The organism is Sphingopyxis sp. H050 (genome assembly GCF_001468265.1).
Taxonomy (GTDB): Bacteria; Pseudomonadota; Alphaproteobacteria; order Sphingomonadales; family Sphingomonadaceae; genus Sphingopyxis.
This window is the reverse complement of the sequence record NZ_LNRZ01000010.1, coordinates 36,258-62,954: the sequence shown is the minus strand read 5'-3', so window position 1 is coordinate 62,954 and position 26,697 is coordinate 36,258. Positions and strand designations below refer to the sequence as shown.

The window sequence follows — 26,697 nt, the reverse complement described above, 5'->3', positions numbered from 1 at the left end:
TGAACAAGGAAGAGATGACCCATGCGTAACAGCTTTGACTGGACCCCCTATCGCCGGTCGACCGTCGGCTTCGACCGGCTGTTCGATTTCCTCGAAACCGGCGGTTCGGGCGCCGAAAATTATCCGCCGTTCGACATCGAGAAGCTGGGCGACGACCATTTCCGCATCACCGTGGCGGTCGCCGGTTTCAAATCGAACGAGATCGACATCACCGCGCAGCAGAACATGCTGACCGTCAGCGGCCGCAAGGCGCCGGTGGGCGAAAATGACGCGCGCCAGCTGCTCTATAGCGGCATCGCGACGCGCGCGTTCGAGCGCCGCTTCCAGCTCGCCGATTTCGTGCGGGTGGATGTCGCCGACCTCGCCGACGGCCTGCTGACCATCGATCTGGTGCGCGAAGTACCGGAGGCGATGAAGCCGCACAAGATCGCGATCGGCGGCGCGCAGCCGACGGTGATCGAGGACAAGAAGGCCGCGTAAGCGCCGCCCGACTGGCTGAAAATATGCGGGGTCCGGAGTCCCTTCCGGACCCCGTTTTATTTGGTTCACGCGAGGACGTTGCGCTGGCCGCGAAGCGGCATTCGACATCGGCGATGGGCTTGCCGCGACGAAGGACGAAAAAGGGGCCTACCGGTTCGAGCTATCTCTTCGCGCCTTCGCGTCTTCGCGTGAAAAGCTTTAAAGCCGCCGCGTCATGAAGCGGCTGAACGGGTCGGGTTTGTAGTCGCCGAAGGGTTCGCAGTCCTCGAACCCATGTGCGCGGTAGAGCGCCAGCGCGGGTTCGAACGCCGGTCCCGATCCGGTTTCGAGACTGAGGCGGTCGAGGCCCCGGCCGCGCGCTTCGTCGATGATATGCACGAGCATCCGCGCGGCGACGCCCTGCCGCAAGAAGACCTGTGCGGTGCGCATCGACTTGATCTCGCCGTGCGCGCCGCCCAGCATCTTGAGCGCGCCGCAGCCCGCCAGCGCGTCATCCTTGTGGATCGACCAGAAGGTGACGCCGTCGCTGCGCAGCCCATCGAAATCGAGGAAGTGGCAGCTGCCCGCTGGCGAGTTCGCGAGCATCCCGGCAAAATGCACTTCGAGCAGCGCGCGGATGGCGGCGCCCGACAGATCGTCCTCGACGATCCGCCAGGCCCGATCCGCGCCTGCGCTCAAAGCAGCTGGTCCAGCGTCTGGAGGCAGGCGTGGGCGAGCAGCTTTGAGCGCTCGGGCGACCAGCCCTGAACGGGATCGGGAAGATCGCGATTGTCCTTGAAGGGCATTTCCAGCGTCATCGTCACCGCGCCGAAACGTTCGGCGAGCTGCGTTGTCGACATGCTGACGTTGGCCTGCCCCGGCGCCGATTCGACATAGCCGAGGTCGGTCTGGAAATCGGGGGTGTTCGCGGCGAGCGCCTTGCGGAAGGCCTGATAGCTGTCCATCTGCGCCGCCTTGAGCGAGGGAATGCCTTCGAAGCCCGCAAGAAACACCGCGGGGATCGCCTCGTCGCCGTGGATATCCATCGCCCAGTCGACGCCGCTTTCGTCCATCGCGCCCCGCACCGCGAGCACCTCGGGGCTGCGCTCGGCAGTCGGGTTGTCCCATTCGCGGTTGAGGTTCACGCCGGCAAAATTGGTGCGCAGATGCCCGCGGCGCGAACCGTCCGGATTCATGTTCGGAACGATGTGGAAGCGGCATTTCTGCCGCAACGAGCGCGCATGGGGGTCGGCGGGATCGGTGAGCTTTTCGAGCGCGCCCTCCATCCACCATTCGGCCATCGATTCGCCGGGGTGCTGGCGCGCGTAAAGCCAGACCTGCGTTTCGCCGGTGCCCATTTCGAGGCAGTCGATCGGCTGGCCCTCGAGGCTGGTGCCGAGGCTGCGATAGGTCACGCCCTCGCACTCGGCGACCGAGGCGATCAAATCGTGGTGGCGCTCCATCGAATAGGGCGCGAAATAGGCGACCCAGAGGATCGGGCTTTCGGCGGTGTGGCGGATGGAGAGCGTCCCCGCGGCCGAATCATAGTCGGTGTCGAGGCGGAACCAATGCTCGCGGTCGGTGCTGGCGCAGGCCGCGTAACCGGGCCAGCCGTCCGGATAGGCCGAGGCGGCAAGGCCGGTGATCGCCAGATCGAGCGCGTCGCCGACATTGCAGGCGACGCGAAAATGGAACCATTGGAAGAAATCGGATTCGCGATCCTTGCGGATCGACAGGCGCGCCGACGTGCCGTCGACCGAATCCACGACGATATTGCCGCTGTCGAAAGCGGCGTTGATGCTGATGGTCATGGGACGCTGATAGTGCGTCCCGATTCGCCGGGGAAGTCCTTGAATAGCGCCTCGGCCAATTTCGCGGCGGCAAGGCTCGTCTGGTTCGCGGGCGCCTTGACGGGCACCGAGGTCAGCGCGCGGCCTTCCCACACCGCCTGACCGGTCGCGGCATCGTCGATACGCACCGACAGCTGGAGATCGGCCATCCGCTTGGGACCGCCGCCGAGATTGATGCCGAACCCGACACCGACGCCCGAACCATAGCTGCCCGTCGCACCACCGACTCCGACCGACACCGGCGAGCGGCGGCCCTCGGCGAGCTGCTCGCTGCGGTCGAAGGCGATGCGGACGAGCAGCGGCGCGCGTTCGTTGCTGCCCGCGGCGACGAGGCCCAGCCGTTGAAGCTGCTGGTCGACCGCGGCGCGGTAGCTGTTCCATTCGATCGAGGACAAGCCGGCCCCCGGACTGTCGAGCGGCGCGGTCGCGATCGCATAGCGCGTCCCGGGCGCCCAGCCGGGCACCGCGTTGTGGAAACGTGTAACCTCGACGGGAGGAACCGCGGTGGCGCAGCCACCGAGCGCAAGCGCCGCTGCAGTGAGCAGGGCGGCATATACAGGACGCGTCATTGCGCCATCATGCGCCACGAATAATGGCTTGGCAATGAACGGGATGCGCAAGAGTGCATCCCGTTCATGACCGATCAGCGATAAAAGATGTGGTTGTCGATCGACGCCACGCGAGTCTTGCGCCAGCCCGGCGAGACATAGCGGGCATGGAAGAAGAGGGCGCCCGGCGCCTGATTCTTCCAGCTGCCGTCGCGGGCGATCTGGGCGATCGCCACGGCATTGTTCCACTGCGCGCCGTTGCGAACGGCCGGCATCTTGCCGCCGCGCACGAAGCTGAACTGGCTCGGCTGGTGGACGACGCCGCACAGGCTCTTCGGGAAGCGGCCCGAATTCGCGCGGTTGATCACGACATGCGCGACCGCGAGCTGGCCGGCGAGCGATTCGCCGCGGGCTTCGAAATAGACGGCGCCGGCGAGGCAGCGCAGTTCGGGATCGAGGTCGGCCGGACGTGCAGTCTCGGCGACGAGTTCGGCCAGTGTATCGGCATCCGGAGCCGGCTTGACGTCGGGCTCGACGGCGGATTCGTCCTGGCTGTCGGTGGGAGCGTCGACAGGCTTGGCCTCGGTCGACGGGTCCGCCTTGTCCTCCTGAACCGGCGCGTCGGCGCTGGGGAGAGTGATGGCGGGAAGGTTGGCGCTTTCGGCGAGATCACTCGCGAAGCCCGGTTCGGCCAGCATCAGCATGGACGCGGCAGTCATGCCGACGGCTGCCATGCTGGCGGCGTTCAAAATGCGACTCATATAATCCGTCAAAAGGGCGGTTGATGGACCGAATTTTCAAGACAGGCGGGTGAGCTAATCTGGCTCTATGCCGCCTGCGGCCATCATCCGACTGCGTGTCCGAACCATTTACCGGGTGCTTCGCAAACGCGAGGCAACCCATGGAACGACCTACGCGTTATGGGGTGGGCGCGACCTATTGTGCGCCGCAACAGAGTCAAGTTAACGCGGCCCACTCCGCGACGAGTCGTGGCGCATCTGCGATATCCAGTTCGACGATCCATAGATCGGGATCGGCGTCTCGCCGCCGCTGACGATAGTTTTCCGCCGATTCACCATCTTTTGGGTCCTCGGGGCCGACCGACTCCCATATATAGCCGCCCGTCATCGCAAAGCGCCGTTCGAGCAGCGGCCCAGGATCGCCGCGGTTGCTGCACTGGACCAGGATGATTCCCGAGGTGTCGTCGCCCTTGGCGAGGACAGTGGCAAAGCCGCCGGCCGCTTCAGCGCGGCGGATCAGCAAGTCGACGAGGAAGCGGCTCTTAAGCCGCGTCACGCGTTTCGGTGTCGAGGAGCAGCGCGTAGAGCGCTTCGTCGCTTTTTGCGCCGCGCAGACGCTCGGCGATGCTTTCGTTGCGAAGCATCCGCGACACGCCCGCCAGCGCCTTCAGATGGTCGGCGCCCGCATCGAGCGGCGAGAGCAGGATGAAGAGCAGGTCGACGGGAAGGCCGTCAACCGCCTGAAAGTCGATCGGCCGCGCGAGCTGGAGGAACAGGCCCCGGACGCCCGATAGGTCGGGCAGCTTGGCGTGCGGGAGCGCGATGCCGCGCCCGAAACCGGTGGACCCCAAGCGCTCGCGCTCGAGCAACGCTTCGCTGACTTCGCCGGCGTCGAGGCCGAGCGAACGCGCAGCGAGATCGCCCACGAACGGAAAGAGCGCCTTTTTGGAATCCAGCTGCACATGCGCGCGGACGGTCGCGGGGTAGAGAAGGGAAGAAAGATTCATTGCTCTGGTCAAATCTGTAAAATGCCGGATCGTCGCCACGTCATCATGCTGGCAGCCGATCGCGGATCTGTCGTGGCAGGCCCCCGCCATCCCAGCTTCGGGCATCGTTGGGCGCGGCCCTTAAGCCCGATAGCGAAGAAAATCCAGTCTTATCGTAAAAGCCGCAGGCGTGACGGCGGAAAGGCATTGCCCGTCCGCCGAAAGCCTCGATCGCAAAGCGCTTAGCGCGGTTCAACCCAGCCGATGGTGCCGTCGTCGCGGCGATAGACCATATTATGCTTGTCGGTCTTGCTGTTGACGAAGAGCAGCGCGTTGGTGTTGCGCAGGTCGAGCATCATCACCGCGTCCGAGACGCTGCTGGTCGGAATATCGACGCGCGTTTCGGCGATGATCGCCGGGGCATCGCCCGCCTCGTCCTCGTCGGCGCCGCCGTCGAACACAGTATAAGCGGCATTGTCCTCGATCTCGTCGATGGTCGCCACACCGTTGCCGGCGCTGGTATTGCGGTCCTTCAATCGTCGCATGTAGCGGCGAAGCTGCTTCTCGATCCGCTCGGCCGCGCCCTCGAACGCGACATGCGCGTCCTGCGCCTGGCCGTGGCCCTTGAGCACGAGGCCCTGCATCACATGCGCGACGATGTCGCACTGGAAACTTTCATGCGGACCCTTGCCGAAGGTCGCGTGCGCGCCGATCGCACGGGAGAAATATTTGTCGGCAATCGCGTTCATCCGGTCCGACACATGCGCCTGCAGCGCTTCGCCGGTTTCGATCTGGTGGCCAGAGACGCGGATTTCCATTTTTCTTCTCCTTCCAGGATCGCAGCGACGGCCGAAACCGTCGTTACGGACTATCGTGCCACAGCGGCCCGGTGAGCGTGGCGACGAATTCTGCATGACGCGCCAGTTCGGCAGGCGTTGGGCCATGCGGGCGAGGTTCGCGAAACGCGCGGGGAGGCGCGGTGCGAACCGGATCGGCGACGGCAGAGGCAACGGCGCCCGCGGCATCCGCCGCAAGCCCGAGACCGATCTGCCGGCCACCGGTCATTTCGATATAGAGATGCGCGAGCAGTTCGGCATCGAGCAGCGCGCCGTGCTTGACGCGGTGGCTGCGGTCGATGCCGTAGCGCGTGCAGAGCGCGTCGAGGCTGTGCTTGGCGCCGGGATGGAGCCTCCGCGCCATCTGGACGGTGCAGCACATGCGCGCCATGTCGAGCGCCGGACGGCCGGCACGCGCCAGTTCGGCATTGACGAAACCGAAGTCGAACGCAGCATTATGCGCGACCAGCGGCGCATCGCCCAGAAATTCGATCAGCTCGTCGACGCGAGTCGCGAACAGCGGCTTGTCCGAGAGAAACTGGATCGAAAGGCCGTGCACGGCTTCGGCGGCGGCGGGCATGTCGCGCTCGGGATTGAAATACGCGTGGAAAGTGACCCCGGTTTCGCGGCGATCGACCAGCTCCACGCACCCGATTTCGACCAGCCTGTCTCCAGCCTTGGGATCGAATCCCGTGGTTTCGGTATCGAAAATAATCTCACGCATCGAAGCCTCAATCTGGACCCTAACGCGCGCGGAAACAAGAGGCGATGGCGCGAATTTGGCGGTGCGTCGCGCTTTTGGGGCGACCCGTTTCGATGACGAAATCGGCGCGCGCACGCTTCACCCGATCGGGCACTTGCAGGCGGCGGATCGCCCTCAGCTTCGCCCGCGTCATGCCGGGACGGCGCAACACGCGCTTCGTCTGCATCCATACCGGCGCCGAGACGACCGCAATTGCGCCGACGCGCCGCCAACCGCCCTTTTCGAACAGCAGCGGGATGTCGAGGACGACGACGTCGCGCGCGCGGTGGCGCATCAGGAATTTGCGCTGCGCCTTGGCGACAGCGGGGTGGACGATCGCTTCGAGCGCGGCGAGTTCGTGGCTGTTGCCGAGGACGCGCGCACCGAGCTTCTGACGATCGACGCCCTTCGAGCCGGTCGTGCCGGGAAAGCGCGCCTCGATCGCCGCAACCAGCGCGCCGCCGGGGCCTTGTAGCCGGTGCACCTCGGCATCGGCGTCGAACACGGGAACCCCCTCGCGCTCGAACATCTTGGCCGCGGTTGACTTGCCCATCCCGATCGAACCGGTGAGGCCGAGGATGAAGGGCCGTTTTAGGTCTGCGCCGAGATGCTTGCGAAAGCTCATGCGGTGAGCAGCGCGCGCAAGTCGTCGTCGCGGCCTTCGGGCGGCGACCGGCCGAAGAAAAGCTCGAAGGCGAGCGCGGCCTGGCCGATCAGCATGTCGAGTCCGTCGACGGTATCGAGCCCGCGCGCCTCGGCCGCCTTGAGCAGGGCGGTCTGCAGCGGCGCGTAGACGAGATCGTAGACGATCGCGTCTTCGGGCAGCGGCGACAGGTCGAAATCGAGCGGGGGCTGGCCCGCCATGCCGAGGCTGCTCGAGTTCACGAGCAGTGACACTGGCGGCAGCGCGGTGTCGAGCGCGACAACGTCGCCCTTGAGCCCGAAGGTCGCGAGCAGGCCCATCGCTTTCAAGGGGCTGCGGTTGAGAATCGTGACATGGCCGACGCCAGCGCGGGCGAGGGCAAAGAGCACGGCGCGCGCGGCGCCGCCGGCGCCAACGACCGCGACGGCCGCGCCTTCGAGATCGAGTTCGGCGAGCGGCGCGTAGAATCCCGCCGCATCGGTGTTGGTGCCGATCAGCGATCCGTCCTTTTGGCGAACGATCGTGTTCATCGCGCCGATCGTGCCGCGGATGTCGCCGGGATCATCGACCAGATCCATCACCGCTAGCTTGTGCGGGATGGTGACGTTGCAGCCGCGCCAGTCGGGATCGGCCCTACGGTCGGCAATGAAGCTTTCGAGATTTTCGGGCTTCACATGCGCGCGGCGATACGCGCCCTCGATACCGAGTGCTTCGAGCCAGAAGCCGTGGATCAGCGGCGATTTCGAATGGGCGATCGGGTCGCCGATCACCTCCGTATAGGGCTTGCTCATTGCGGCGCCAGTCCGGCGGCGCGCAGCCACGCAAGCAAAGGCAGCATCGGCATGCCGATAATCGTCCAGGGGTCGCCCTCGACCCGGTCGAATAATTGCACGCCCGCCCCCTCGATCTCGTAACAGCCGACGGTCCAGCGGATGCTGTCCCAGTTCCCGGCGACATAGTCGGCGATGAAGCCATCGGACAAGGGCCGCATCCAGAGCTTCGCCTCGCCGATCGCACGCCAGACTGGCGCGCCGTCGCGAGCGGCGACCGCGGCGCTGAACAGCCGGTGGCGGGCGCCTGCCATGCGGCGGAGATGATCGGCCGCCTCTTCGGGCGTCTGGGGTTTCGAGAGCATCGATCCATCGTCGAGCGCGAGCGTCGAATCGGCGCCGATCACAGTCACGCCGGGCAGCCGCGACGAGATTTTGACCGCCTTCGCTTCGGCAAGCGCGTCGGCGATGTTACGCGGCGTTTGTCCAGCCGCAAGCAGCGACGCCGTCAGCCCGTCCTCGTCAACATGCGCGGCCGTGGTCTCGAAGCTGAGCCCGGCGGCGCGGAGCATGGCGGCGCGCCCGCTGCTTTGCGATGCCAGAAGAAGCTGGGTCATGCCGAGGCGCGATCTTCGACAAGCTTGATCACCGCGGCGGCGGTCTCCTCGATCGAGCGGCGCGTCACGTCGATCACCGGCCAGCTGTTGTCGGCGAACATCCGGCGGGCGTAGGCGAGCTCGGCTTTCACGCGCTCGTCGTCGACATAGGCGGTTTCGGGCGCCTGGTTCAAAGAGAGAAGCCGGTTGCGGCGGACCTGGACGAGCCGGTCGAGGCCGGTAGTGAGGCCGACCACCAGCGGCTTCCTGAGGTTGTAGAGCGCGTTCGGCGGCGGCGATTCGGGGACGATCGGGATGTTCGCAGTCTTAAAGCCGCGGTTGGCGAGATAGATGCTCGTCGGAGTCTTCGACGTGCGCGAGACGCCCGCAAGCACGATGTCGGCCTCTTCCCAATTCTCCCAGCCAATCCCGTCGTCGTGCGCGACGGTGAATTGGATCGCCTCGACCCGCGCGAAATAGGCGGCGTCGAGCTGGTGCTGCCGACCAGGACGCGCCTTGGCCTCCTGTCCGAGCATCCGCGAAAGCGCGTCGGTCACCGCGTCGAGCGCGGGCACGATCGGCAGGTTGAGCGCGGCGGCGCGGCGTTCGAGACTGGCACGCAGCTCGCCGTTCACCAGCGTGAAGAGAATCATGCCAGGGCTTGCCTGGACCTCGGCGATGATGCGGTCGAGGTGCGATTCCGATCGCACCATCGGCCAGAAATGGCGCACGACCTCGACATCGTCGAACTGCGCGATCGCCGCCTTGGCGATATTCTCGAGCGTCTCGCCCGTGGAATCGGATATGAGGTGCAGGTGGAGACGGCTCATGCGGCCACCATGGCGTCGACCGGCAGAAAAAGGCAATCCCAGACGAGCAAATCGGGCTGTGGATAAATTCCGGTATAAGCGCAGGGACAAGATCGGCACGGTGGATTCATCCCCGGCGCTGTCGATTCCGCTCCACGGCTTGTCCACAAGGGATGAATCTTATCCACAGGCTGTGAATTAGGGGCACAACCCTGTGCGACTCCGTGACGTTACCCGTGACGCGCGGAGTCAATATGTTGGCAAAAGAGGTGCTGCAGCCTAAAGCCGCGCTGTCCGCCGACCAACAAACCACCACAAATTTATTTATATTATTATTGAGATGAGAAAGAGGGGCCGCGTGAAGGCGTCGTCGAAGAGCTTGCTGGCAACGCTGCGCGGGGTGCGGCAGGAAAAGCCTGCGCTATGGCTGATGCGCCAGGCGGGACGCTATCTGCCCGAATATCGCGCGCTGCGTGAAACCAAAGGCGGGTTCCTGGAGCTGTGCTATGACAGTGAGGCCGCTGCCGAGGTGACCTTGCAACCGATCCGGCGCTTTGGCTTCGACGGCGCGATCCTGTTTTCCGACATTCTCGTCGTTCCGCACGCATTGGGCCAGCATCTGTGGTTTGAGGCGGGCGAAGGGCCGCGGCTGGCCCCGCCGCTGGTCGACAGCGCGCTGGCGTCGCTCGAGGCGATGCCGCAGCGGCTCGACCCCGTCTATGGCACCGTCGCGCGCGTTGCGGCGTCGTTGCCCGCCGAGACGACCTTCCTCGGCTTTGCCGGCAGCCCCTGGACTGTCGCTACCTATATGGTGGCCGGGCAGGGGTCGAAAGACCAGGCGCAGGCGCGTCGCGTGGCATTCGGCGATCCAGTGGCGTTCCAGGCGATCATCGACGCGATCCTCGATCTCAGCGTCACCTATCTTTCGGGCCAGATCGAAAACGGCGTCGAAGCCGTCCAGCTTTTCGACAGTTGGGCGGGAAGTCTCAGCCCCGCGCAATTCGAACGCTGGGTGATCGCCCCCAATGCCGAGATTATTCGCCGGCTGAAGGCGCTCCATCCCGATACGCCGGTCATCGGCTTTCCGAAAGGCGCCGGCGGCAAGCTGCCCGCCTATGCGAACGAGGTCGGCGCCGATGCCATCGGGCTCGACGAGACGGTCGATCCGGTCTGGGCTGACCAGGCGCTTCCGGCGCATCTGCCGGTGCAGGGCAATCTCGACCCGCTGGCGCTCGTGGCGGGCGGTGAGGCGCTCGATACGGCGATCGACCGTATCCTTGCGGCCTTCCCGTCGCGTCCCCATATCTTCAATCTCGGCCATGGCATCGTCCCCGACACACCGATCGCCCATGTCGAGCATCTGATCCGGCGCATTCGTGGCTAGGCGGGACCTATGGAACTGGCAGGATTCTTGGGGGTGACGATGCTCTGGGTCAAAGCCGCGCACGTCATCTTCGTGATCTTCTTCATGGCCGGCCTGTTCATGATGCCGCGGTTCTTCGTCTATCACCACCAGTGCCCCGTGGGATCGGACGAGGACAGGAAGTGGATCGAGCGCGAGGATCGCCTGCGCAAGATTATCCTGAATCCGTCGATCCTGTTCGTCTGGATCTTCGGGCTGATGCTCGCCTTCAACGGGGATCTTTGGCACGAGGGCTGGTTTCTCGCCAAATTCCTGATCGTGATCGCGCTTTCGGGCTATCATGGCTGGATGATCGGCTATGCCAAGAAGCTCGCCAAGGGCCAGCGCCCGCTGACCGAGAAACAGCTGCGGCTGCTCAACGAAGTCCCCGGCATCGCCGCGGCGCTCGTCGTCGTCCTGGTGATCGTTCGCCCCTTATGAGCCCTCGGATTGGCGCGGGCGCGATTGACTTAGGCAAGAGCCGGTTATAGGGGCCGTTCGACCCCGTCCTCCGCGGGCGGCGCTTCGATGCGCCGAGCTATCGATAACGGTCGTCCCACGGCCGGATAGGCACCAGCCGGTGCGACGAATTTTAGTCAGATATCTCCCGAATTTCATACCCGGAATCTATCCCATGCATCTCAAAGAACTCAAAACCAAAGCGCCTGCCCAGCTCGTCGAAATGGCGGAAGAATTGGGCGTCGAGGGTGCATCGACGCTGCGCAAGCAGGACCTGATGTTCTCGATCCTGAAGGAACTCGCCGAAGAGGGCGAGGAAATCATCGGATCGGGCACGATCGAGGTCCTCCCGGATTCGTTCGGTTTCCTGCGCTCGTCCGAGGCCAATTATCTGGCCGGCCCCGACGATATCTACGTCTCGCCCAACCAGGTCCGCAAATATGGCCTGCGTACCGGCGACACGGTTGAGGGCGAGATCCGCGCGCCGCGCGACGGTGAGCGCTATTTTGCGCTGACCAAGCTGATCAAGGTCAATTTCGATGATCCCGAAGCGGTGCGCCACCGCGTCAATTTCGATAACCTCACGCCGCTCTATCCGAATCAGAAGCTGTCGCTCGACACCGTCGATCCGACCGTCAAGGACAAGTCAGCGCGCGTGATCGACCTCGTCAGCCCACAGGGTAAAGGCCAGCGCGCACTGATCGTCGCCCCGCCGCGCACGGGTAAGACGGTACTGCTCCAGAATATCGCCAAGGCGATCACCGACAACCACCCCGAGGTTTATCTCATAGTCCTTCTCGTCGACGAACGGCCTGAGGAAGTCACCGACATGCAGCGCAGCGTGAACGGCGAAGTCGTCTCCTCGACCTTCGACGAACCCGCGACGCGCCACGTCCAGGTTGCCGAAATGGTGATTGAAAAGGCCAAGCGCCTCGTCGAGCACAAGAAGGATGTGGTCATCCTGCTCGACTCGATCACCCGCCTCGGCCGCGCCTACAACACCGTCGTGCCGTCGTCGGGCAAGGTGCTGACCGGCGGTGTAGACGCCAATGCGCTCCAGCGCCCGAAGCGCTTCTTCGGCGCCGCGCGCAACATCGAGGAAGGTGGTTCGCTGTCCATCATCGCGACCGCGCTGATCGATACCGGCAGCCGCATGGACGAGGTTATCTTCGAAGAATTCAAGGGCACGGGCAACTCGGAAATCGTGCTCGACCGCAAGGTTTCGGACAAGCGCATCTTCCCGTCGCTCGACGTCGGCAAGTCGGGCACCCGCAAGGAAGAATTGCTCGTCGAGAAGGACAAGCTCAGCAAGATGTGGGTACTGCGCCGCATCCTCATGCAGATGGGGACCGTCGACGCGATGGAATTTCTGCTCGACAAGATCAAGGATTCGAAGACCAATGAGGATTTCTTCGACTCGATGAACCAGTAAACCGGCGCCATGGCCGTCCTCGAACATGCGCTCCTTCCCGTGCGTGCGGGGAGCGAAGCGGCGTTCGAGGCGGCCTTCGCCGCGGCGCGACCACTGATCGAAGTATCGCCCGGCTTTCTTTCGATCAAAATTCGCCGTCCGACAGGAACCGGACAGCTTTACCTGCTTTTGGCAGAGTGGGAGTCTGTCGCGGATCATCGCGACGGCTTCCGGCAATCAGACCGCTACCCACGATGGCGGGCGTTGCTGCATCGCTTTTATGACCCTATGCCACAGGTCAGCTATTTCGGGGATCCGCTGTGATATTGGATATTTTGACGCAAGCCGCCGCTGCCGCACCGAGTTTCGGGTCGCCGGCCGAGATCTGGCAGCATATCGTTGATGACTTCAGCAATATCGGGTCGCCGGCCGCGATGTCGGCGTTCCTGCAGGTGCTGATGATCGACATCGTGCTTGCGGGCGACAATGCCATCGTCGTTGGCGCCCTGGCCGCCGGGCTTCCGGCCGACCAGCGACGCAAGGTCATCCTCATCGGCGTGCTTGCCGCCTTGGTGCTACGCGTTGCTTTTGCGCTCGTCGTCCAGCAGCTGATGGGCATCGTCGGCCTGATCTTCGTCGGTGGCCTGTTGCTGATCTGGGTGGCCTGGAAGATGTGGCGCGAACTGCGCGAGGGTGCCCATTCGGCGGGTTCGCCGGAAGTCCAGGGCGACGAGCATTCGGGCCTGAAACCTGCGAAGAGCTTCGCAGCGGCCGCCTGGGCCGTCGCGGTTGCCGACGTCAGCATGAGCCTCGACAATGTGCTCGCGGTCGCCGGCGCGGCGCGCGATCATCCCGGCATCATGATCGTCGGCCTGATCGTCGCGGTCGCGCTGATGGGCCTCGCCGCCAACGTCATCGCCAAATATATCGAACGCTATCGCTGGATCGCTTATGTCGGCCTTGCCGTCATCCTCTATGTCGCGGTCAAGATGATCTATGAAGGCTGGATTGATCCAGGCGTCGGTATCGGGACGCTGTTCGGCTGAACGAAGAGCCAGCTCTGCAAGGGGCTGGCTTTTTCCTTATCGGCATCCCATCTGGCGGGCATGGCCCAGCTCCACATGACCCGTGTCGCCGTCGGCTGCCCCGACTATCCGACGCTTGCCGCGCGGATCGCATCGCGGGCCGAACGCGGCGAGGTGTATTTTACGACGCGGTTCAAGCCGAAGCGCGCCGACGAACTGATCGGCGGCAAGCTGCACTTCATCGTGAAGCATATGCTGGTCGGGCGCGTCGAAATACTGCGTTTCGATGATCGCGAGGACGGACGCATCGACATCGTCTGTGTGGCCGAGCTCGAGCGTGTGCATCCGCAACCGAAGCGCGCGCATCAGGGCTGGCGCTATCTGGCCGAGGCCGATGCGCCCAAGAGCATGGACGGCGATGACGGGATAAGCGACTTGCCACCCGAGCTTTACCGCGAGCTGGCTGAACTCAGCCTGATATAACCGCGATGCTAGCCGGCTTGCGCCGCCAGCATCGCGGCCATCTTTTCCCAGACCTTGTTGATCGCCTTGAGCGGCCTGACCATCACCTTAAAATCGCTTATCTTTCCGTCATCGTTCCATCGGATGATGTCGACGCCGTTGATCTGGATGCCGTCGAGCTCGGTCTGGAATTCGAGCATCGCCTGATCGCCGTCGACGATCTCGCGCAGATAGCGGAAATCGTCGCCGCCAAGGACATGGCTCGCGGCGTGGAGATAGGCGAAGACCTTGTCGTGTCCTGCCTGCGGCGTGTGGACGACGGGCGAGTGGAACACCGCATCCTCCGCGAGAATGTCGCGGAGCGCCTGCGCGTCGCCGGCCTGCATATAGGCATGCCAGAGGGCGAGGCCCTGCCGCGCGGTCATGCGAGATGCTCGGCGAAGAAGGCCCGGGTGCGGCCGTCGGCGAGCTGCGCGCCGGCCTCGTCGCGGCGATTGCCGCTTGTCGCGGCGAAACCATGATCGAGGCCTTCGTAATCGTGGAGCGTGACCTTCGGGTTCGGATCGAGCCCCTCGTGCATCTTCGCCTGCGCTTCGGGACTGACGAGATGGTCGGCAGTCGGCACGTGGAGCATCAGCGGGTGCGCGATCGCGTGGCTTTCGTTCAGCATCTGGTCGATCATGACGCCATAATAGCCGACCGACGCATTGATGTCGGTGCGCGCGGCAGTCATGTAGGCGAGGCGGCCGCCGAGGCAGAATCCGACGCAGCCGACTTTGCTCGCGCCTTGTGCATGGAGCCAGCGGATCGCGGCTTCGATGTCCTGAACCCCGAGGTCGGCGTCATATTGGCCGAAATAGCCGAACGCCTCCTGCAATTCGGCCTCGACATCGGGATCGAGTTCGACGCCGGGGGCGAAGCGCCAGAAGAGGTCGGGCGCGATCGCGAGATAGCCTTGCGCGGCCCACTCGTCGCACTTCTCGCGGATCCCGGCGTTCACCCCGAAAATCTCCGGGATCACGATGATCGCGCGCGACGAATCGGCGTCGGGACGCGCGACATAGGCGGGAATATCGCTTGTCCCGTCGAGCGCGGGGATGGAGATGTTCGTCGCGGACATGGGAGGCTCTCCTGACTTGCTTATTCGTAGGGAAAGCGCGAAGCTAGCGGCCGTGATGGCGCGGCTCAAGCGCCGAAAGGGGCGAAAGGCACGGCGATGAAATTCAATATCGAGATCGATTGCACGCCGGAGGAAGCGCGGCGCCTGTTCGGGCTCCCCGACCTAGAGCCGCTGCACGACATTTATCTGAGCCGCGTCAAGGAACTGATGGCGAAGGGGATCACCCCCGACATGGTGCAGCAGATGGTCAAGACCTGGGTGCCGATGGGCGGCAGCGGGCTTGAGCTCGTCCAGTCCCTGCTCGGCCAGTTCGGCGGTGGCCTGATGGGCGGATCGTCGAAATCGAACGACGACGACAAAGGCTCCAAGGGGCGTAAAAGCTGAACCAGGCGACTGGAAGTGATACGATTTTTGCGCTGTCGAGCGGGATGCCGCCGGCGGCGATCGGGGTCGTGCGGATCAGCGGGCCGCGGGCAGGTGAGGCGTTGGCCGCGCTTGCCGGGCGATTGCCGGAACCGCGGCATGCGTCGCTGGCCAATCTGAAAGATCGTGATGGCGCTCCGCTCGATCGCGCGCTGATGCTGTGGTTTCCGGGGCCGGCGACGGCGACGGGCGAGGATCTGGCCGAGCTGCATTTGCATGGCGGCCGGGCCGTGGTTGCGGCGGTCGAAGCGGCGCTGGGTGCGATGCGGGGATTGCGGCGCGCCGAGGCGGGGGAGTTTACGCGGCGGGCGTTCCTCAACGGCCGGATCGACCTGGCCGAGGCCGAGGGGCTTGCCGATCTGCTGGCGGCGGAGACCGAGAGCCAGCGGGTGCAGGCGCTCGGGATGGCGAGCGGGCATGTGTCGCGTGCGGTGGCGGGGTGGCAGGAGCGGTTGCTGGGGCTGATGGCGGGGGCGGAGGCCGAACTCAATTTTGCCGATGAGGATGATGTCGAAGTTTACGAAGGTGCCGCGCAGCGTTTGATCCAGGGGATGGCCGATTTGGGGGCGGAGCTGGGCGAATGGCTGGCGCGGCCGGCGGCGGAGGTGATTGCCGAGGGGCTGTCGGTGGTGATCGCGGGGCCGCCCAATGCCGGAAAATCGACGCTGATCAATGCCTTGGCGCAGCGCGAGCTGGCTATCGTGTCGCCCGTCGAGGGGACGACGCGCGACGTGATCGAGACGCCGCTGGCGCTCGACGGGATCGCGATGCGCTTTTCGGACACGGCGGGGATCCGCGCCGAAGGTGCCGATGCGATCGAGGCGATCGGCATCGACCGCGCGAGGGCGGCGGTCGAGGCGGCGGATATCCTGTTATGGCTGGGCCCGCCGAAAGAAGCGCCCGATCATCCGCGCGCGATATTGATCGCGGCGCAGGCCGATCGCTGGCGCGGCGATGCGGCGGCGGAGGCCGCGGCGGCGCGGTGCGACCTGATGCTGTCGGCGGCGACGGGCGAGGGGATGGACCGGCTCCACGCGATGATCGTCGAAATGGCGCGAACGCTGCTGCCGCGCGAGGGTGAAGCGGCGCTGCGCCAGCGGCAGCGCGCGGCACTTTCCGAGGCAAAACAATGGCTTGGCGTTGAAGCGGGGATGCGCGAAGCTGACGATCTGATCTTGATTGCCGAACGGTTGCGGCTCGCCGCGACGGCGCTCGACCGGATTACCGGGAGGGCGGGGGTGGAGGATATGCTCGACGCGCTGTTCGGGCGTTTTTGCATCGGGAAGTGATGTTCCACGTGGAACAGCGATTTTCGCCAGCTTGGGCGTAAGCCCAACTTCCTCACACAAAGGCACAAAGATGGCGCGTTTGCCTGCGGGCCGATGCGCCATCTTTGTGTCTTTGTGTGAGATAAGGCTTTGCAACGCCTGTCGCGGTCGACGCCAAGGTTCGGAAAGCCCAGATTATCTCACGCAAAGGCGCAAAGGCGCGAAGAAGAAGGCTTGTGCTCTTTGCGCCTTTGCGCCTTTGCGTGAGAATTTTTCGGGCGCTACGCGCGCATGGATTCGCGTGGCGGTTTGGGCTATGCGCTGCCGCAATCATGCAGAATGAAGCGAATTTCGATGTCATCGTCGTCGGCGGTGGGCATGCCGGGACCGAGGCGGCTGCGGCCGCGGCGCGGCTTGGGGCGCGGGTGGCGCTCGTCAGTTTCGATCCGGCGCTGATCGGGACGATGTCGTGCAATCCGGCGATCGGCGGGCTCGGCAAGGGCCATCTGATGCGCGAAGTCGATGCGCTCGACGGCTGGATGGCGCGCGCTGCCGACAGCGCCGCGATCCATTACCGGATGCTCAACGCCTCGAAGGGGGCGGCGGTGCAGGGGCCGCGCATCCAGGCCGACCGCAAGCTGTATCGTGAGGCGATCCAGGTGCTGCTCGCGGCCGAAGAGCGAATCGCCGTGATCGCGGGCGAGGCCGCGGCGCTGAAACTGTCGGCGGATGGTTCGCGCGTCGAGGGTCTTGATCTGGGCGATGGCACCGAGCTGTCCGCGGGCGCGGTCGTCCTTGCGACGGGCACCTTCCTCGGCGGCAAGCTTTTCCGCGGCGAGGAGCGGATGGACGGCGGCCGGATCGGCGAGGCGGGCGCGCATCGGCTTGCCGAACAGCTGCGCGCCGCCGACCTGCCGATGGCGCGGCTCAAGACCGGGACGCCGCCGCGGCTCGACGGGCGGACGATCGACTGGGCGCGGCTGGAAGAGCAGCCGTCGGACAGCGCCGAAGGCGCCGAATGGACCTGTTCCACGTGGAACATGTCGCGGAGCGTGCCGCAGATTTTCTGCGCGATCACGCGGACGAACGCGGAAAGTCATGCGATTATCGCGGCGAATCTCGATCGGTCGCCGCTGTTCACCGGGGCGATCGGCGCGGCGGGGCCGCGCTATTGCCCGTCGATCGAGGACAAGATCCATCGCTTTGCCGACCGCGACGGGCATCAGGTGTTCCTCGAGCCGGAGGGGCTCGACACGCATCTCGTCTATCCGAACGGGATTTCGACCTCGCTGCCCGCCGATGTCCAGCTCGCGATGCTGCGGACGATGGAGGGTCTTGAAAAGGTCGAGATGGTCGTGCCGGGCTATGCGGTCGAATATGACCATATCGACCCGCGCGCGCTCGACCGCAGTTTGCAGGTGCGCGCGATCGGCGGGCTATATTGTGCGGGGCAGATCAACGGCACGACCGGCTATGAGGAGGCGGCGGCGCAGGGGCTGGTCGCCGGCGCCAACGCGGCGCTGGCGGTGCAGGGGCGGGAAGCGCTGATCCTTGACCGCAGCCTGTCCTATATCGGCGTGATGGTCGACGACCTGGTGCTGCAAGGCGTGACCGAGCCGTACCGGATGCTCACCGCGCGCGCCGAATATCGGTTGCGGCTGCGTGCCGACAATGCGGCGACGCGCCTGACGCCGAAGGGGATTGCGCTGGGACTGGTGCGACCCGCCACGGCGGCGCTGTTTGCGGCGCGGCAGGCCGAGCGCGCCCGGGCCGAAACGCTGCTCGGTGCGCCGGTCGCGAGCGCCGATTATGCCGCGATCGCCATGGCGATTCCGGGCGACGGCGTTCCGCGTTCGCGCGTCGAGTTGCTGCGTTTTCCAGGCGTGACGATGGCGACGCTGACGCGGCTTGCACCGGAGCTTGGCGGCATCGACGAGGCGATCCTGTCGGAGCTCGCCGAGGACGCGCATTATGCGCCCTATATCGCGCGGCAGGAGGCCGAACTGCGCTCGCTCGCGGCGAACGAGGCGATTACGCTCGACCCCGCGCTCGATTATGGTGCGATCGGCGGGCTGTCGCGCGAGATGGTGGAGCGGCTGAGCAAGGCGCGGCCCGAGACGCTGGGGCAGGCGGGGCGGATCGACGGGGTTACTCCGGCGGCGCTGACCGCGATCCTGGTGCATAGCCGGCGGCGGGCGGCTTGAGGGCGCGGTTCACGAGGTTGCTCTGACTGCTTTGGGGTGGGGAGCGGTGATTGGCTATTCCAAACTCGTCATCCCGGACTTGATCCGGGTCCCGCTTTCTTGACGCATTGACCAGCCTTGATTTCAAGCGGGACCCCGGATCAAGTCCGGGGTGACGAAGATGAGAAATCCTCCCTGTGCCGCATCAATGGCCGGACCTTGCGTCCGGCGCCGCGCCGAAGGAAGCGGCGGGCCATGGACCCTGAAACAAGTTCAGGGTGGCGATGAAAGAGAGGTCGGCTGACGGTCCTTTTCGGCTCGTTCGCGAAGCGCGGTCATATATCGCGCCAGACTGATTGCGTCGAAGCCCTTCTGAAGTTCGGGCGGCAATTCGACCTTGTAAGAGCCAGCAGCATTGTTGATGCATGGGAGCTGTTCCTCAGTCGCTCCGCGAACGACGAGGACGGGGGACTTTATGAAACCTTCCAGCTCGTCGTAGTCGTCGTCGTAGCGGACTTCGACGGCCTCTGCGCCGCACCGCACGATGTTTCGCGATGCGATTTCGGGGCTGAGACAACGAGATCCCTCAACGGATCATACTCCACCGGGTCGGCAACTGATGCAGACCACAAAAAGAATATCGGGACGATTATTGCCGAAAAGCCCATCGATCGAAAACATCGCACGGACGGTTGCGGCTCGCAATCGTGTAATGCCCTTCGCGCGAGCCTTTCAAAATCTCACGCAAAGGCGCAAAGGCGCGAAGAGGAATGGCGCCCGCTTTGCGGGGTAGATGAAAGAGCGACGTGGCGGACGCCGGATTATTGAACGATGAAGGCGCAGCGCGCGACTGGCTGGAGCGGGCGTTTGCGCCGAGCGCGGAGCAATGGGCGCGGCTCGAGCGGTTTGCGGCGATGTTGATCGTCGAAAATGACCAGCAGAATCTGATCGCCGCCTCGACCATCCCGACGCTATGGGTCCGCCATATCGCCGATAGCGCGCAGCTGCTGGCGCTCGATGCCGGGCGCGACGGGCTCTGGATCGATCTGGGGAGCGGGCCGGGGTTGCCGGGGCTGGTGGTCGCGATTCTGTCGCCGCGTCCGATGCTGCTCGTCGAATCGCGCAAATTGCGCTGCGAGTTTCTGCGCAGGGTGGCGGTGGACCTCGACCTGAAGCATGTCGAAGTCGCCGAAGCGCCGCTCGAGCGCGTGGCGACGCGCGAGGCGGCGACGATCAGCGCGCGCGCCTTTGCGCCGCTCGACAAGCTGATCGCCTTATCCACGCGTTTTTCCACCGAATCGACGCGCTGGTTGCTGCCAAAAGGGCGAAACGCCGTTAAGGAACTGGCGTTGCTGCCGGAGGCGTGGCAGAGAATGTTTCACGTGGAACAGAGCCGCACCGACGCCGAAAGCCAGATCTTGGTCGGAACAGGGCAGATCGGCGCAAAACAGCGAGGAAAACGATGATCCGGATCGCCGTGGCGAACCAGAAGGGCGGGGTCGGCAAGACGACGACCGCGATCAATCTGGCGACCGCGCTCGCGGCGACGGGTTGGCGCACGCTGATCATCGACCTCGATCCACAGGGCAACGCCTCGACCGGGCTGGGCATCAAACAGTCGCAGCGCGAATTGTCGAGCTATGACCTGCTCCGCGCCGAGGCGACGGTCGCCGAATGCGCCGTGCCGACCGCGGTGCCGCGGCTCGACATCGTTCCCGCGACGGTCGACCTGTCGGGCGCCGAGATCGAGCTGATCGAGTTCGCCGACCGGCTTCACCGGCTCGAACAGGCGCTGACCGGCGCCGAGGCGGGGCAGTGGGACATCTGCCTGATCGACTGCCCGCCGTCGCTCGGCATGCTGACGCTCAACGCGCTGATCGCGGCCGAATCGCTGATCGTCCCGCTGCAATGCGAGTTTTTCGCGCTCGAAGGGCTGAGCCAGCTGCTGACGACGGTCGAGCGCGTGCGCGGGCGCTTCAACCAGAAATTGTCGATCCTGGGGGTCGCGCTGACGATGTTCGACCGCCGCAACCGGTTGACCGATCAGGTGTCCGACGATGTGCGCGAAGTGCTGGGCCCGGTGGTGTTCCAGACGGTGATCCCGCGCAACGTGCGTCTGTCCGAGGCGCCGAGCCACGGGCTGCCGGCGCTGATCTACGACCATCGCTGCGCGGGATCGGCGGCGTATATCGCGCTCGCGCGCGAGCTGATCGACCGGCTCCCGAACATCCGCAAGGCCGCATAAATGTCTGATAATGAAAAAGAAATCGGTAGCGCCGGCCCCAAGAAACGCCCTTCGGGGCTGGGGCGCGGGCTAAACGCGCTGTTCGGCGACGCCGCGGTCGAGGCGCCGGTGCTCGCGACCCCGGGCGCGGCCGCCAAGACGGCGCCCGCGGTGGGCGATGCGGTCCAGCATGTGTCGGTCGGGTCGATCCGCCCGCTGCCGAACCAGCCGCGGCGCCATTTCGACGAAGCGGCGATCATCGAGCTTGCCGATTCGATCGGGACGCGCGGGCTGCTCCAGCCGATCATCATCCGCCATGCGCCCGACGGGCAGGGCTATCAGCTGGTGGCGGGCGAGCGGCGCTGGCGCGCGGCGCAGCGCGCGGGGCTGCACCAGATCCCCGCGCTCGTCCGCGATCTCGACGATGCCGCGACCTATGAGATTGCGCTCGTCGAGAATATCCAGCGGCAGGATCTGAACGCGATCGAAGAGGCGGGCGCGTACCGCCGGCTGATCGACGATTTCGGGCATAGCCAGGAAGCGCTGGCGAAGCTGGTCGGCAAGTCGCGCAGCCATGTCGCGAACCTGATGCGGCTGCTCGACTTGCCGCCGACGGTGCAGGCGCTGGTCGGCGACGGATCGCTGTCGATGGGCCATGCGCGCGCGCTGATCGGCGCCGACGGGGCGGAGGCGATCGCGCGCAAGGTGGTGAAGGAAGGCCTCTCGGTCCGCGCGGTCGAGGCGCTGATCCGCGCCGAAAAGGGCGGTGGGCGCAAGGCCGCGGCCGAACCGGCGGGCGGCGGCACGCGCGATCCCGATATCATGGCGGTCGAGCGGCACCTGTCCGAACTGCTCGGCATCGGCGTCGCCATCCAATATGGCGGCGGCGGCAAAGGCGCGCTGACGCTGAAATTCGCCTCGCTCGACCAGCTCGACATGATCTGCCAGCGACTGAGCGGCGAATCGATCTGATCCGATTCGCTTGGGCGGGCCGCGGCCTGCCGCGAATCTTTATTTCCGAACCGGCTTAATCTGTCCCGGCGCGGGTCGTTAATAGCCCGAAGGCGGTCCCCACGGCTGGCCAAACTGCGGCCTAAGGCCCTGTTTTCGCTCGCTTGCATCCTGCAACGCGGGCCGAATCTCTATGCGCTGTTAACCATGCTTGTTGCGCAAAGCCTGAACCGATGTCCCGCTAAAGAGGTCGGCGAATGGGGTGGGATTTCCATTCAAGTTTCGACTGTTTCAAGGGACCAAATCATATGCGCAACGGACTGAAGCGCGCCCTCGTCGGCGCCGCAATTGCTGCCCTCGCCATGAACGCCTCGGCGGCACATGCAGCGACGGCGACCGCGACCGCCAAGGCTCGCATCCTCCAGCAGCTCACGCTGACCAACACCAGCGACCTCGATTTCGCGACCGTCGTCAGCGGCACGACCGCCTCGACCGTCGTCGTCAGCACGGCGGGCGCGCGAACCTGTGGTTCGGGCCTGACCTGCATCGGCACGCCGGGCGCGGCGGGCTTCAACCTCGTCGGCACCAGCGGCGCCCTTGTCGGCATCAGCGGCCCGTCGACGGCCACGCTGACCTCGGGTGCGAACAACATGACCGTCGGTCTGACCTATTCGAACACGACCGTCACGCTCGGCACGACCAACAGCTTCTCGGTCGGCGGCACGCTCAATGTCGGCGCCAACCAGGCCGCCGGCAATTACACCGGCACCTTTACGGTGACCGCCGACTATCAATAATTCCTGACTTTCAGGTGGGGGGACGGCGGACCGGACGGTTCGCCGGCTACAAAAGGGTCGCCGGGTGCCAGCCTCGGCGGCTCTTTTTGTTCGTGGCTTGGGGGTGAATTGCGGTGCGGGAAGGTAAAGAGCCAAATCTTTCGCATGGTTAGCAAAATATCAACCATGTTCGCGCAAGCAGGGTCGACCAACCCAGGGACCGGTGGGGACCGTGCCCGAACGATTGTGGGGATCGTATCGATGTTGCGCTTTATGAAGGCCTTTGGCCTGCTTTCCGCGGCTGCGCTTTGCGTAGCGGCCTTTCCGGCCCAGGCGGCAGGCGACCTGCTCGTCGCGCCGACGCGCGTCATTCTCGACGGATCGCGCGGGACCGAGGTGGTGCTGAACAATGTCGGCGCCGAACCGGCGACCTATCGCATCAGCCTCGAGATCAAGCGGATGACGCCCGAGGGCGGGCTCGAAGAGATCGACGAGGCGAAGATGACGCCCGCCGAGCGCGCGGCGCTCGACATGATCGCGTTCAGCCCGCGCCGCGTCACCTTGCCGCCGAACCAGCCGCAGGTGATCCGCGTCGGCGTGCGCCTTCCCGAGGGGCTCGCACCCGGTGAGTATCGCGCGCATATGCTGTTTCGCGCGGTGCCCGACGCCGCGCCGGCGCCGGCTGCGGCCGATCCGTCGAAGCCCGCGCCGACGGGCGTGTCGATCGCGCTGACCCCGATCTATGGCATCACCATTCCGATCATCGTCCGCGTCGGCGACCTTGGCGCGAGCGCGACGATCGGCAACGCCTGGGTCGGCGAGACGAAGGACGGGCCGGCGTTCGAGTTCGACCTGACGCGCACGGGCAATCGCTCGGTCTATGGCGACATCGAAGTCACGCGGCCGGGGCGTCCCGAGCCCTTGCTGCTTGCACGCGGCATCGCCGTCTATCCCGAGATCGGCGCGCGCAAGGTGTCGCTGCGCGTGCCGCCCGAGCTGGCGGCGCAGCTGAAGGGGCCGGTGCAGATCCGCTATACCGAGGACCGCGAAGTCGGCGGCGCGACGATCGACCAGGCCGACAGGGTCGTGAAATAGGGTAGGGCCAGGCCGGAACCGCGAGCGGGCCGATGCTCCGCGCGGCGCTTTCGCGATATTTCCCGGCGCTGGCCGCCGGGCTGGCGCTGGCCGGGCTGGTCCCGTCCGGCGCACAGGCCGTTGACAAGGCGCCGGTTTCGGCGGCTGCGGACGGCTGGACGCCGAACGAGGACGACCGCTGGCTGTTCGACCTGCGATCGGGGCAATATCGGCTTGGCGACGGGGTGCGCGGCTATCAGACGCCGCAGGGACTTTGCGTCGACCTGGGCGACATGGTGCTCGCGATGGACCTGGCGGTGCGCGTCGACAAGAAGTTGCGCCGCGCAACCGGCTGGGTGTTCGACGAGCGGCGAACGCTGCTGATCGACCGCGAGGCGGGCGAGGTGCGCGTCGGCAGCGCGAGCTACACGCTCGGCGCGACGATGATCCGCGACGCGCCGGCGGGCTGGTGCGTCGACCTCGACAGCCTGAATAAGTGGCTGGGCGTGCCGATCGCCGCCGACCTGTCGAACGCGGTGCTGCGCATCGATGCCAAGGAAAAGCTGCCCTTCCAGCTTGCCGCCGAACGGCGTGCGCGCGCGGCCGGGATCCGGCCGCAGGCCTCGTTCGACCTCGCGAGCCTGCCGCAGGCGACGCGGCCCTATCAGATGTGGGCGACGCCGTCGGTCGATGTCGTCGCCTCGGCGGGGTTCGTGTCGGACAAGCGCGGCGGATCCGCTTATGTGCAGGGTCGTTACGAGATTTTCGCGGCGGGCGAACTGCTCGCGCAAAGCTTCGACGCGCGGCTCTCGTCGGACGATGACGGCGTGCCCGACAGTTTGCGGCTGCGCCTGTATCGCACCGATCCGTCGGGCCAGCTGCTCGGGCCGCTGCGCGCGACGCATTATGCGGCAGGCGATGTCAGCCTGCTGTCGACCGGGCTGGTCGCCGGATCGGTGCCGGGGCGCGGCGCCGTGATCACCAACCGCCCGGTCGAGCGCCCCGACAGCTTCGACAAGACGAGCTTTCGCGGCGACTTGCCCGCCGGATGGGACGCCGAACTCTATCGCAACGGGCAGCTGCTCGCCTTTACCGCGCCCAATCCCGACGGCCGCTACGAATTTCTCGACGTGCCGCTGCAATATGGATCGAACCGCTTCGAAATCGTGATGTACGGGCCGCAGGGGCAGGTGCGGCGCGAAATCAAGCAGTTGCAGGTCGGGATCGACTCGATCCCGCCGCAGCAGACCTGGTATTGGGCGGGCTTCGCGCAGGAAAATACCGATCTGATCGAATTCGGCCGCCGCGGCGGGGCGTTCCGGCGCGGCTGGCGCGGGACGATGGGGATCGAGCGCGGCCTCGATACGCGGACGTCGGCCGCCGCTTATTTCCACAGCCTGATGATCGAGAATATCCGCCGCAACTATGGCGAGGTCGCGGTGCGGCGGGCGATCGGGCCGACCTTGCTGGAGGTCGCGGGGGCTTATGCCGACGCCCCAAAAAAAGGGGGTGGGGGCGCCGCCGCCCTGCGCGCGAGCTGGCTCGCGGCGTTCGGCGACACCAATGTCCGCGCCGACGCGATGCGCGGCTGGGGCGGCTTCGTGTCCGATCGCTTCGTCGGCGGGGTCACCGGCCTCTATGCGGTGTCGGTCGACCAGCCGGTGAAGCTCGGCCGGGCCATCTTGCCGCTGCATTTCGACCTCGCGAAGATCGACCGCGCGTCGGGGGTCTCGAACCTGCAGGCAACGGGCCGCGCGTCGGCGAGCTTTCGCGCGCTGACTTTCACCGGCCAGCTCGACTGGACGCGCACCAAGGCGCCGGTCGGGCCCGACCCGCCGGACAATCTGACCGCCACCCTGCTCGCCAACGCCCGGATCGGACGCGTCCGCCTGCGCGGCGAGGCGCGTTTTGCGCTGTCGGGCGAGAGCGCCGACACGCGCATGGCGGTGATCGGCGAATGGGCCGGGGCGGGCGATGCCGAATGGCGCGCCGAGCTCGGCTATGACAAGGGGCTCGACCGCGGCCGCGCCGGCCTGGGATATACGCGCCGTTTCAACAAGTTACAGTTGAGCGGTTTCGGTGAGGTGGCGACCGATGGATCGGTCGCGGCTTCGCTGTCGCTTGCCTTCAGCTTCGGCCCACGGCCATCCAGCGGCGGCTGGCGCGTGTCGAGCGAAAAGCTGGCGAGCCGCGGCCAGGTGATGGCCGACGTCTTCATGGACGAGAATGGCGACGGGGTTCGCCAGCCGGGCGAGGCGGCGATCGCCGCGGTGCCGCTGACCGCGGGCAATGCTTTCGTCGAGACGTCGACCGGCACCGACGGCCGCGCGATGATCGACGGGCTCGAACCCTTCCGCCCGGTCATGATCGGCATCGATGCCGGCAGCCTTCCCGATCCCTATGTCCAGCCCGCGTTGCCCGGCGTCGTCGTCACCCCGCGTCCCGGCGTCGCGGTGCGCGTCGCCCTGCCGATGACGCAGGCGGGCGAGATCGAAGGCGTCGCGATCCGCGATGGCGGCAACCCGATCGAGGGACTGGGCCTCGAGCTGGTCGACGCCGAAGGCCGCGTCCGCGCGACGACGCTGACCGAGTTTGACGGCTATTTCCTTTTCGAAAGCGTGGCTTATGGGCGCTACACGGTGCGTGTCGCGAAAGCCTCGGCGGCAGCGCTGCGCCTCGATCCGGCAGTGGTGCTGAGCGCGGCGCCGGGCAAGGCGACCCCGCGGGTCAAGCTTGGCGTGGTGAAGCTGCCGCTGTTGACGCGCGATGTAGCGTTGGCCGAGGGGGTCGAGGAAGGCGGCAATAGGACGCGGGGTCCGCCGGGTGTGCCTTAGGCGAGCACCCGAAAGAGCCATAATCATTGCTGTCCTGCAGCTGTGTTAACCAATTTTTACCCATATTCGCCGCAAAGCGGCAGAGAGCACTCTTGCCTGTGGGGGA

At 65.7% G+C, this 26,697-nt stretch carries 30 protein-coding genes; 16 read left to right on the top strand and 14 right to left on the bottom strand.

What is annotated here, in order from left to right:
- Positions 1 to 21 precede the first annotated feature (21 nt).
- Positions 22 to 480 carry an Hsp20 family protein gene (locus ATE67_RS17860; RefSeq protein ID WP_058818016.1) on the top strand — a complete coding sequence of 153 codons (459 nt, stop codon included), beginning with the start codon at positions 22 to 24 and terminating at the stop codon, positions 478 to 480.
- Positions 481 to 678: 198 nt separating this feature from the next.
- Here ATE67_RS17860 and ATE67_RS17855 read toward each other — a convergent pair whose 3' ends face one another.
- The 12 genes from ATE67_RS17855 to ATE67_RS17800 all read right to left on the bottom strand — a co-directional run bounded on the left by ATE67_RS17855 (position 679) and on the right by ATE67_RS17800 (position 9,000).
- On the bottom strand, positions 679 to 1,158 hold the full coding sequence (locus ATE67_RS17855; RefSeq protein WP_058818015.1) for a GNAT family N-acetyltransferase: 480 nt from the start codon (positions 1,156 to 1,158) through the stop codon (positions 679 to 681).
- Positions 1,155 to 2,270 carry a M14 family metallopeptidase gene (locus ATE67_RS17850; RefSeq protein WP_058818014.1) on the bottom strand — a complete coding sequence of 372 codons (1,116 nt, stop codon included), beginning with the start codon at positions 2,268 to 2,270 and terminating at the stop codon, positions 1,155 to 1,157. The genes ATE67_RS17855 and ATE67_RS17850 overlap by 4 nt, the downstream gene beginning before the upstream one ends.
- A complete protein-coding gene (locus ATE67_RS17845) occupies positions 2,267 to 2,878 on the bottom strand; it encodes a DUF4136 domain-containing protein (RefSeq protein ID WP_058818013.1) in 612 nt (203 codons plus the stop codon). The genes ATE67_RS17850 and ATE67_RS17845 overlap by 4 nt, the downstream gene beginning before the upstream one ends.
- A 74-nt stretch (positions 2,879 to 2,952) precedes the next feature.
- Positions 2,953 to 3,618 carry a cell wall hydrolase gene (locus ATE67_RS17840; RefSeq protein WP_058818012.1) on the bottom strand — a complete coding sequence of 222 codons (666 nt, stop codon included), beginning with the start codon at positions 3,616 to 3,618 and terminating at the stop codon, positions 2,953 to 2,955.
- A gap of 196 nt (positions 3,619 to 3,814) precedes the next feature.
- Positions 3,815 to 4,120: a DUF1491 family protein gene (locus ATE67_RS17835; protein ID WP_231728216.1), complete on the bottom strand. Its 306-nt coding sequence runs from the start codon at positions 4,118 to 4,120 to the stop codon at positions 3,815 to 3,817.
- A 19-nt stretch (positions 4,121 to 4,139) separates the two neighbouring features.
- On the bottom strand, positions 4,140 to 4,604 hold the full coding sequence (locus ATE67_RS17830; protein ID WP_058818010.1) for a PTS sugar transporter subunit IIA: 465 nt from the start codon (positions 4,602 to 4,604) through the stop codon (positions 4,140 to 4,142).
- A gap of 221 nt (positions 4,605 to 4,825) precedes the next feature.
- Positions 4,826 to 5,401: a ribosome hibernation-promoting factor, HPF/YfiA family gene (hpf, locus tag ATE67_RS17825; protein WP_058818009.1), complete on the bottom strand. Its 576-nt coding sequence runs from the start codon at positions 5,399 to 5,401 to the stop codon at positions 4,826 to 4,828.
- Positions 5,402 to 5,444: 43 nt separating this feature from the next.
- A complete protein-coding gene (dnaQ, locus tag ATE67_RS17820; protein WP_058818008.1) occupies positions 5,445 to 6,143 on the bottom strand; it encodes a DNA polymerase III subunit epsilon in 699 nt (232 codons plus the stop codon).
- Between the two features lie 19 nt (positions 6,144 to 6,162).
- Positions 6,163 to 6,786, bottom strand: a complete 624-nt coding sequence (gene coaE, locus ATE67_RS17815; protein ID WP_058818007.1) for a dephospho-CoA kinase — start codon at positions 6,784 to 6,786, stop codon at positions 6,163 to 6,165.
- Positions 6,783 to 7,595, bottom strand: a complete 813-nt coding sequence (gene aroE, locus ATE67_RS17810) for a shikimate dehydrogenase (protein ID WP_058818006.1) — start codon at positions 7,593 to 7,595, stop codon at positions 6,783 to 6,785. Before aroE ends, coaE begins: the two co-directional genes overlap by 4 nt.
- Positions 7,592 to 8,191, bottom strand: a complete 600-nt coding sequence (locus ATE67_RS17805) for a Maf family protein (protein WP_082660479.1) — start codon at positions 8,189 to 8,191, stop codon at positions 7,592 to 7,594. The genes aroE and ATE67_RS17805 overlap by 4 nt, the downstream gene beginning before the upstream one ends.
- The gene (locus tag ATE67_RS17800; protein WP_058818005.1) at positions 8,188 to 9,000 is read right to left on the bottom strand and encodes a pyruvate, water dikinase regulatory protein; all 813 of its coding nucleotides are present in this window, start codon (positions 8,998 to 9,000) and stop codon (positions 8,188 to 8,190) included. Before ATE67_RS17800 ends, ATE67_RS17805 begins: the two co-directional genes overlap by 4 nt.
- A gap of 319 nt (positions 9,001 to 9,319) precedes the next feature.
- Here ATE67_RS17800 and hemE point away from each other — a divergent pair, with 319 nt between their 5' ends.
- The 6 genes from hemE to ATE67_RS17770 all read left to right on the top strand — a co-directional run bounded on the left by hemE (position 9,320) and on the right by ATE67_RS17770 (position 13,759).
- Positions 9,320 to 10,363 carry a uroporphyrinogen decarboxylase gene (gene hemE, locus ATE67_RS17795; protein WP_058818004.1) on the top strand — a complete coding sequence of 348 codons (1,044 nt, stop codon included), beginning with the start codon at positions 9,320 to 9,322 and terminating at the stop codon, positions 10,361 to 10,363.
- Positions 10,364 to 10,372: 9 nt separating this feature from the next.
- Positions 10,373 to 10,822: a CopD family protein gene (locus ATE67_RS17790; RefSeq protein WP_058818003.1), complete on the top strand. Its 450-nt coding sequence runs from the start codon at positions 10,373 to 10,375 to the stop codon at positions 10,820 to 10,822.
- Positions 10,823 to 11,015: 193 nt separating this feature from the next.
- A complete protein-coding gene (gene rho / locus ATE67_RS17785) occupies positions 11,016 to 12,272 on the top strand; it encodes a transcription termination factor Rho (RefSeq protein ID WP_058818002.1) in 1,257 nt (418 codons plus the stop codon).
- Between the two features lie 9 nt (positions 12,273 to 12,281).
- Entirely contained in the window at positions 12,282 to 12,575 is a 294-nt protein-coding gene (locus ATE67_RS17780) for an antibiotic biosynthesis monooxygenase family protein (RefSeq protein WP_058818001.1), read from the top strand.
- Complete coding sequence (locus ATE67_RS17775) at positions 12,575 to 13,297, top strand: TerC family protein (RefSeq protein ID WP_058818107.1); 723 nt, start codon at positions 12,575 to 12,577, stop codon at positions 13,295 to 13,297. The genes ATE67_RS17780 and ATE67_RS17775 overlap by 1 nt, the downstream gene beginning before the upstream one ends.
- Positions 13,298 to 13,357: 60 nt before the next feature.
- Positions 13,358 to 13,759, top strand: a complete 402-nt coding sequence (locus tag ATE67_RS17770) for a DUF1489 family protein (RefSeq protein WP_058818000.1) — start codon at positions 13,358 to 13,360, stop codon at positions 13,757 to 13,759.
- A gap of 8 nt (positions 13,760 to 13,767) precedes the next feature.
- Here ATE67_RS17770 and ATE67_RS17765 read toward each other — a convergent pair whose 3' ends face one another.
- Together ATE67_RS17765 and ATE67_RS17760 are read right to left on the bottom strand one after the other, a co-directional pair.
- On the bottom strand, positions 13,768 to 14,163 hold the full coding sequence (locus ATE67_RS17765; RefSeq protein WP_058817999.1) for a nuclear transport factor 2 family protein: 396 nt from the start codon (positions 14,161 to 14,163) through the stop codon (positions 13,768 to 13,770).
- Positions 14,160 to 14,858 (bottom strand): dienelactone hydrolase family protein, encoded by a 699-nt coding sequence (locus ATE67_RS17760; protein WP_058817998.1) that lies wholly within the window; start codon positions 14,856 to 14,858, stop codon positions 14,160 to 14,162. The genes ATE67_RS17765 and ATE67_RS17760 overlap by 4 nt, the downstream gene beginning before the upstream one ends.
- A 96-nt stretch (positions 14,859 to 14,954) precedes the next feature.
- On the opposite strand from ATE67_RS17760, the gene ATE67_RS17755 reads away from it, so the two are divergent.
- The 9 genes from ATE67_RS17755 to ATE67_RS17710 all read left to right on the top strand — a co-directional run bounded on the left by ATE67_RS17755 (position 14,955) and on the right by ATE67_RS17710 (position 26,591).
- Positions 14,955 to 15,242: a DUF6489 family protein gene (locus ATE67_RS17755; protein ID WP_058817997.1), complete on the top strand. Its 288-nt coding sequence runs from the start codon at positions 14,955 to 14,957 to the stop codon at positions 15,240 to 15,242.
- A 23-nt stretch (positions 15,243 to 15,265) separates the two neighbouring features.
- Positions 15,266 to 16,570 (top strand): tRNA uridine-5-carboxymethylaminomethyl(34) synthesis GTPase MnmE, encoded by a 1,305-nt coding sequence (gene mnmE, locus ATE67_RS17750; protein WP_269433467.1) that lies wholly within the window; start codon positions 15,266 to 15,268, stop codon positions 16,568 to 16,570.
- Positions 16,571 to 16,881: 311 nt separating this feature from the next.
- A complete protein-coding gene (mnmG, locus tag ATE67_RS17745; RefSeq protein WP_058817995.1) occupies positions 16,882 to 18,753 on the top strand; it encodes a tRNA uridine-5-carboxymethylaminomethyl(34) synthesis enzyme MnmG in 1,872 nt (623 codons plus the stop codon).
- Positions 18,754 to 19,538: 785 nt separating this feature from the next.
- Positions 19,539 to 20,198: a 16S rRNA (guanine(527)-N(7))-methyltransferase RsmG gene (gene rsmG, locus ATE67_RS17735; RefSeq protein WP_082660477.1), complete on the top strand. Its 660-nt coding sequence runs from the start codon at positions 19,539 to 19,541 to the stop codon at positions 20,196 to 20,198.
- A complete protein-coding gene (locus ATE67_RS17730; RefSeq protein WP_058817992.1) occupies positions 20,195 to 20,977 on the top strand; it encodes a ParA family protein in 783 nt (260 codons plus the stop codon). Before rsmG ends, ATE67_RS17730 begins: the two co-directional genes overlap by 4 nt.
- Positions 20,978 to 21,928 (top strand): ParB/RepB/Spo0J family partition protein, encoded by a 951-nt coding sequence (locus ATE67_RS17725; RefSeq protein ID WP_058817991.1) that lies wholly within the window; start codon positions 20,978 to 20,980, stop codon positions 21,926 to 21,928.
- A gap of 287 nt (positions 21,929 to 22,215) precedes the next feature.
- Positions 22,216 to 22,704: a DUF4402 domain-containing protein gene (locus ATE67_RS17720; protein ID WP_058818106.1), complete on the top strand. Its 489-nt coding sequence runs from the start codon at positions 22,216 to 22,218 to the stop codon at positions 22,702 to 22,704.
- A gap of 240 nt (positions 22,705 to 22,944) precedes the next feature.
- Complete coding sequence (locus ATE67_RS17715; protein WP_058817990.1) at positions 22,945 to 23,778, top strand: fimbrial biogenesis chaperone; 834 nt, start codon at positions 22,945 to 22,947, stop codon at positions 23,776 to 23,778.
- A 32-nt stretch (positions 23,779 to 23,810) separates the two neighbouring features.
- Positions 23,811 to 26,591 (top strand): MSCRAMM family protein, encoded by a 2,781-nt coding sequence (locus tag ATE67_RS17710; protein ID WP_058817989.1) that lies wholly within the window; start codon positions 23,811 to 23,813, stop codon positions 26,589 to 26,591.
- The last annotated feature ends 106 nt before the right edge of the window (positions 26,592 to 26,697 follow it).

Bases quoted from the DNA above. Each gene is read 5' to 3' on its own strand.
- ATE67_RS17860 (WP_058818016.1), top strand. From the start codon at position 22: ATGCGTAACAGCTTTGACTGGACCCCCTATCGCCGGTCGACCGTCGGC.
- ATE67_RS17850 (WP_058818014.1), bottom strand. From the start codon at position 2,270: ATGACCATCAGCATCAACGCCGCTTTCGACAGCGGCAATATCGTCGTG.
- ATE67_RS17845 (WP_058818013.1), bottom strand. From the start codon at position 2,878: ATGACGCGTCCTGTATATGCCGCCCTGCTCACTGCAGCGGCGCTTGCG.
- ATE67_RS17840 (WP_058818012.1), bottom strand. From the start codon at position 3,618: ATGAGTCGCATTTTGAACGCCGCCAGCATGGCAGCCGTCGGCATGACT.
- ATE67_RS17830 (WP_058818010.1), bottom strand. From the start codon at position 4,604: ATGAATCTTTCTTCCCTTCTCTACCCCGCGACCGTCCGCGCGCATGTG.
- hpf (WP_058818009.1), bottom strand. From the start codon at position 5,401: ATGGAAATCCGCGTCTCTGGCCACCAGATCGAAACCGGCGAAGCGCTG.
- dnaQ (WP_058818008.1), bottom strand. From the start codon at position 6,143: ATGCGTGAGATTATTTTCGATACCGAAACCACGGGATTCGATCCCAAG.
- coaE (WP_058818007.1), bottom strand. From the start codon at position 6,786: ATGAGCTTTCGCAAGCATCTCGGCGCAGACCTAAAACGGCCCTTCATC.
- aroE (WP_058818006.1), bottom strand. From the start codon at position 7,595: ATGAGCAAGCCCTATACGGAGGTGATCGGCGACCCGATCGCCCATTCG.
- ATE67_RS17805 (WP_082660479.1), bottom strand. From the start codon at position 8,191: ATGACCCAGCTTCTTCTGGCATCGCAAAGCAGCGGGCGCGCCGCCATG.
- ATE67_RS17800 (WP_058818005.1), bottom strand. From the start codon at position 9,000: ATGAGCCGTCTCCACCTGCACCTCATATCCGATTCCACGGGCGAGACG.
- hemE (WP_058818004.1), top strand. From the start codon at position 9,320: ATGAGAAAGAGGGGCCGCGTGAAGGCGTCGTCGAAGAGCTTGCTGGCA.
- ATE67_RS17790 (WP_058818003.1), top strand. From the start codon at position 10,373: ATGGAACTGGCAGGATTCTTGGGGGTGACGATGCTCTGGGTCAAAGCC.
- rho (WP_058818002.1), top strand. From the start codon at position 11,016: ATGCATCTCAAAGAACTCAAAACCAAAGCGCCTGCCCAGCTCGTCGAA.
- ATE67_RS17780 (WP_058818001.1), top strand. From the start codon at position 12,282: ATGGCCGTCCTCGAACATGCGCTCCTTCCCGTGCGTGCGGGGAGCGAA.
- ATE67_RS17770 (WP_058818000.1), top strand. From the start codon at position 13,358: ATGGCCCAGCTCCACATGACCCGTGTCGCCGTCGGCTGCCCCGACTAT.
- ATE67_RS17765 (WP_058817999.1), bottom strand. From the start codon at position 14,163: ATGACCGCGCGGCAGGGCCTCGCCCTCTGGCATGCCTATATGCAGGCC.
- ATE67_RS17760 (WP_058817998.1), bottom strand. From the start codon at position 14,858: ATGTCCGCGACGAACATCTCCATCCCCGCGCTCGACGGGACAAGCGAT.
- ATE67_RS17755 (WP_058817997.1), top strand. From the start codon at position 14,955: ATGAAATTCAATATCGAGATCGATTGCACGCCGGAGGAAGCGCGGCGC.
- mnmG (WP_058817995.1), top strand. From the start codon at position 16,882: ATGCAGAATGAAGCGAATTTCGATGTCATCGTCGTCGGCGGTGGGCAT.
- ATE67_RS17730 (WP_058817992.1), top strand. From the start codon at position 20,195: ATGATCCGGATCGCCGTGGCGAACCAGAAGGGCGGGGTCGGCAAGACG.
- ATE67_RS17725 (WP_058817991.1), top strand. From the start codon at position 20,978: ATGTCTGATAATGAAAAAGAAATCGGTAGCGCCGGCCCCAAGAAACGC.
- ATE67_RS17720 (WP_058818106.1), top strand. From the start codon at position 22,216: ATGCGCAACGGACTGAAGCGCGCCCTCGTCGGCGCCGCAATTGCTGCC.
- ATE67_RS17715 (WP_058817990.1), top strand. From the start codon at position 22,945: ATGTTGCGCTTTATGAAGGCCTTTGGCCTGCTTTCCGCGGCTGCGCTT.
- ATE67_RS17710 (WP_058817989.1), top strand. From the start codon at position 23,811: ATGCTCCGCGCGGCGCTTTCGCGATATTTCCCGGCGCTGGCCGCCGGG.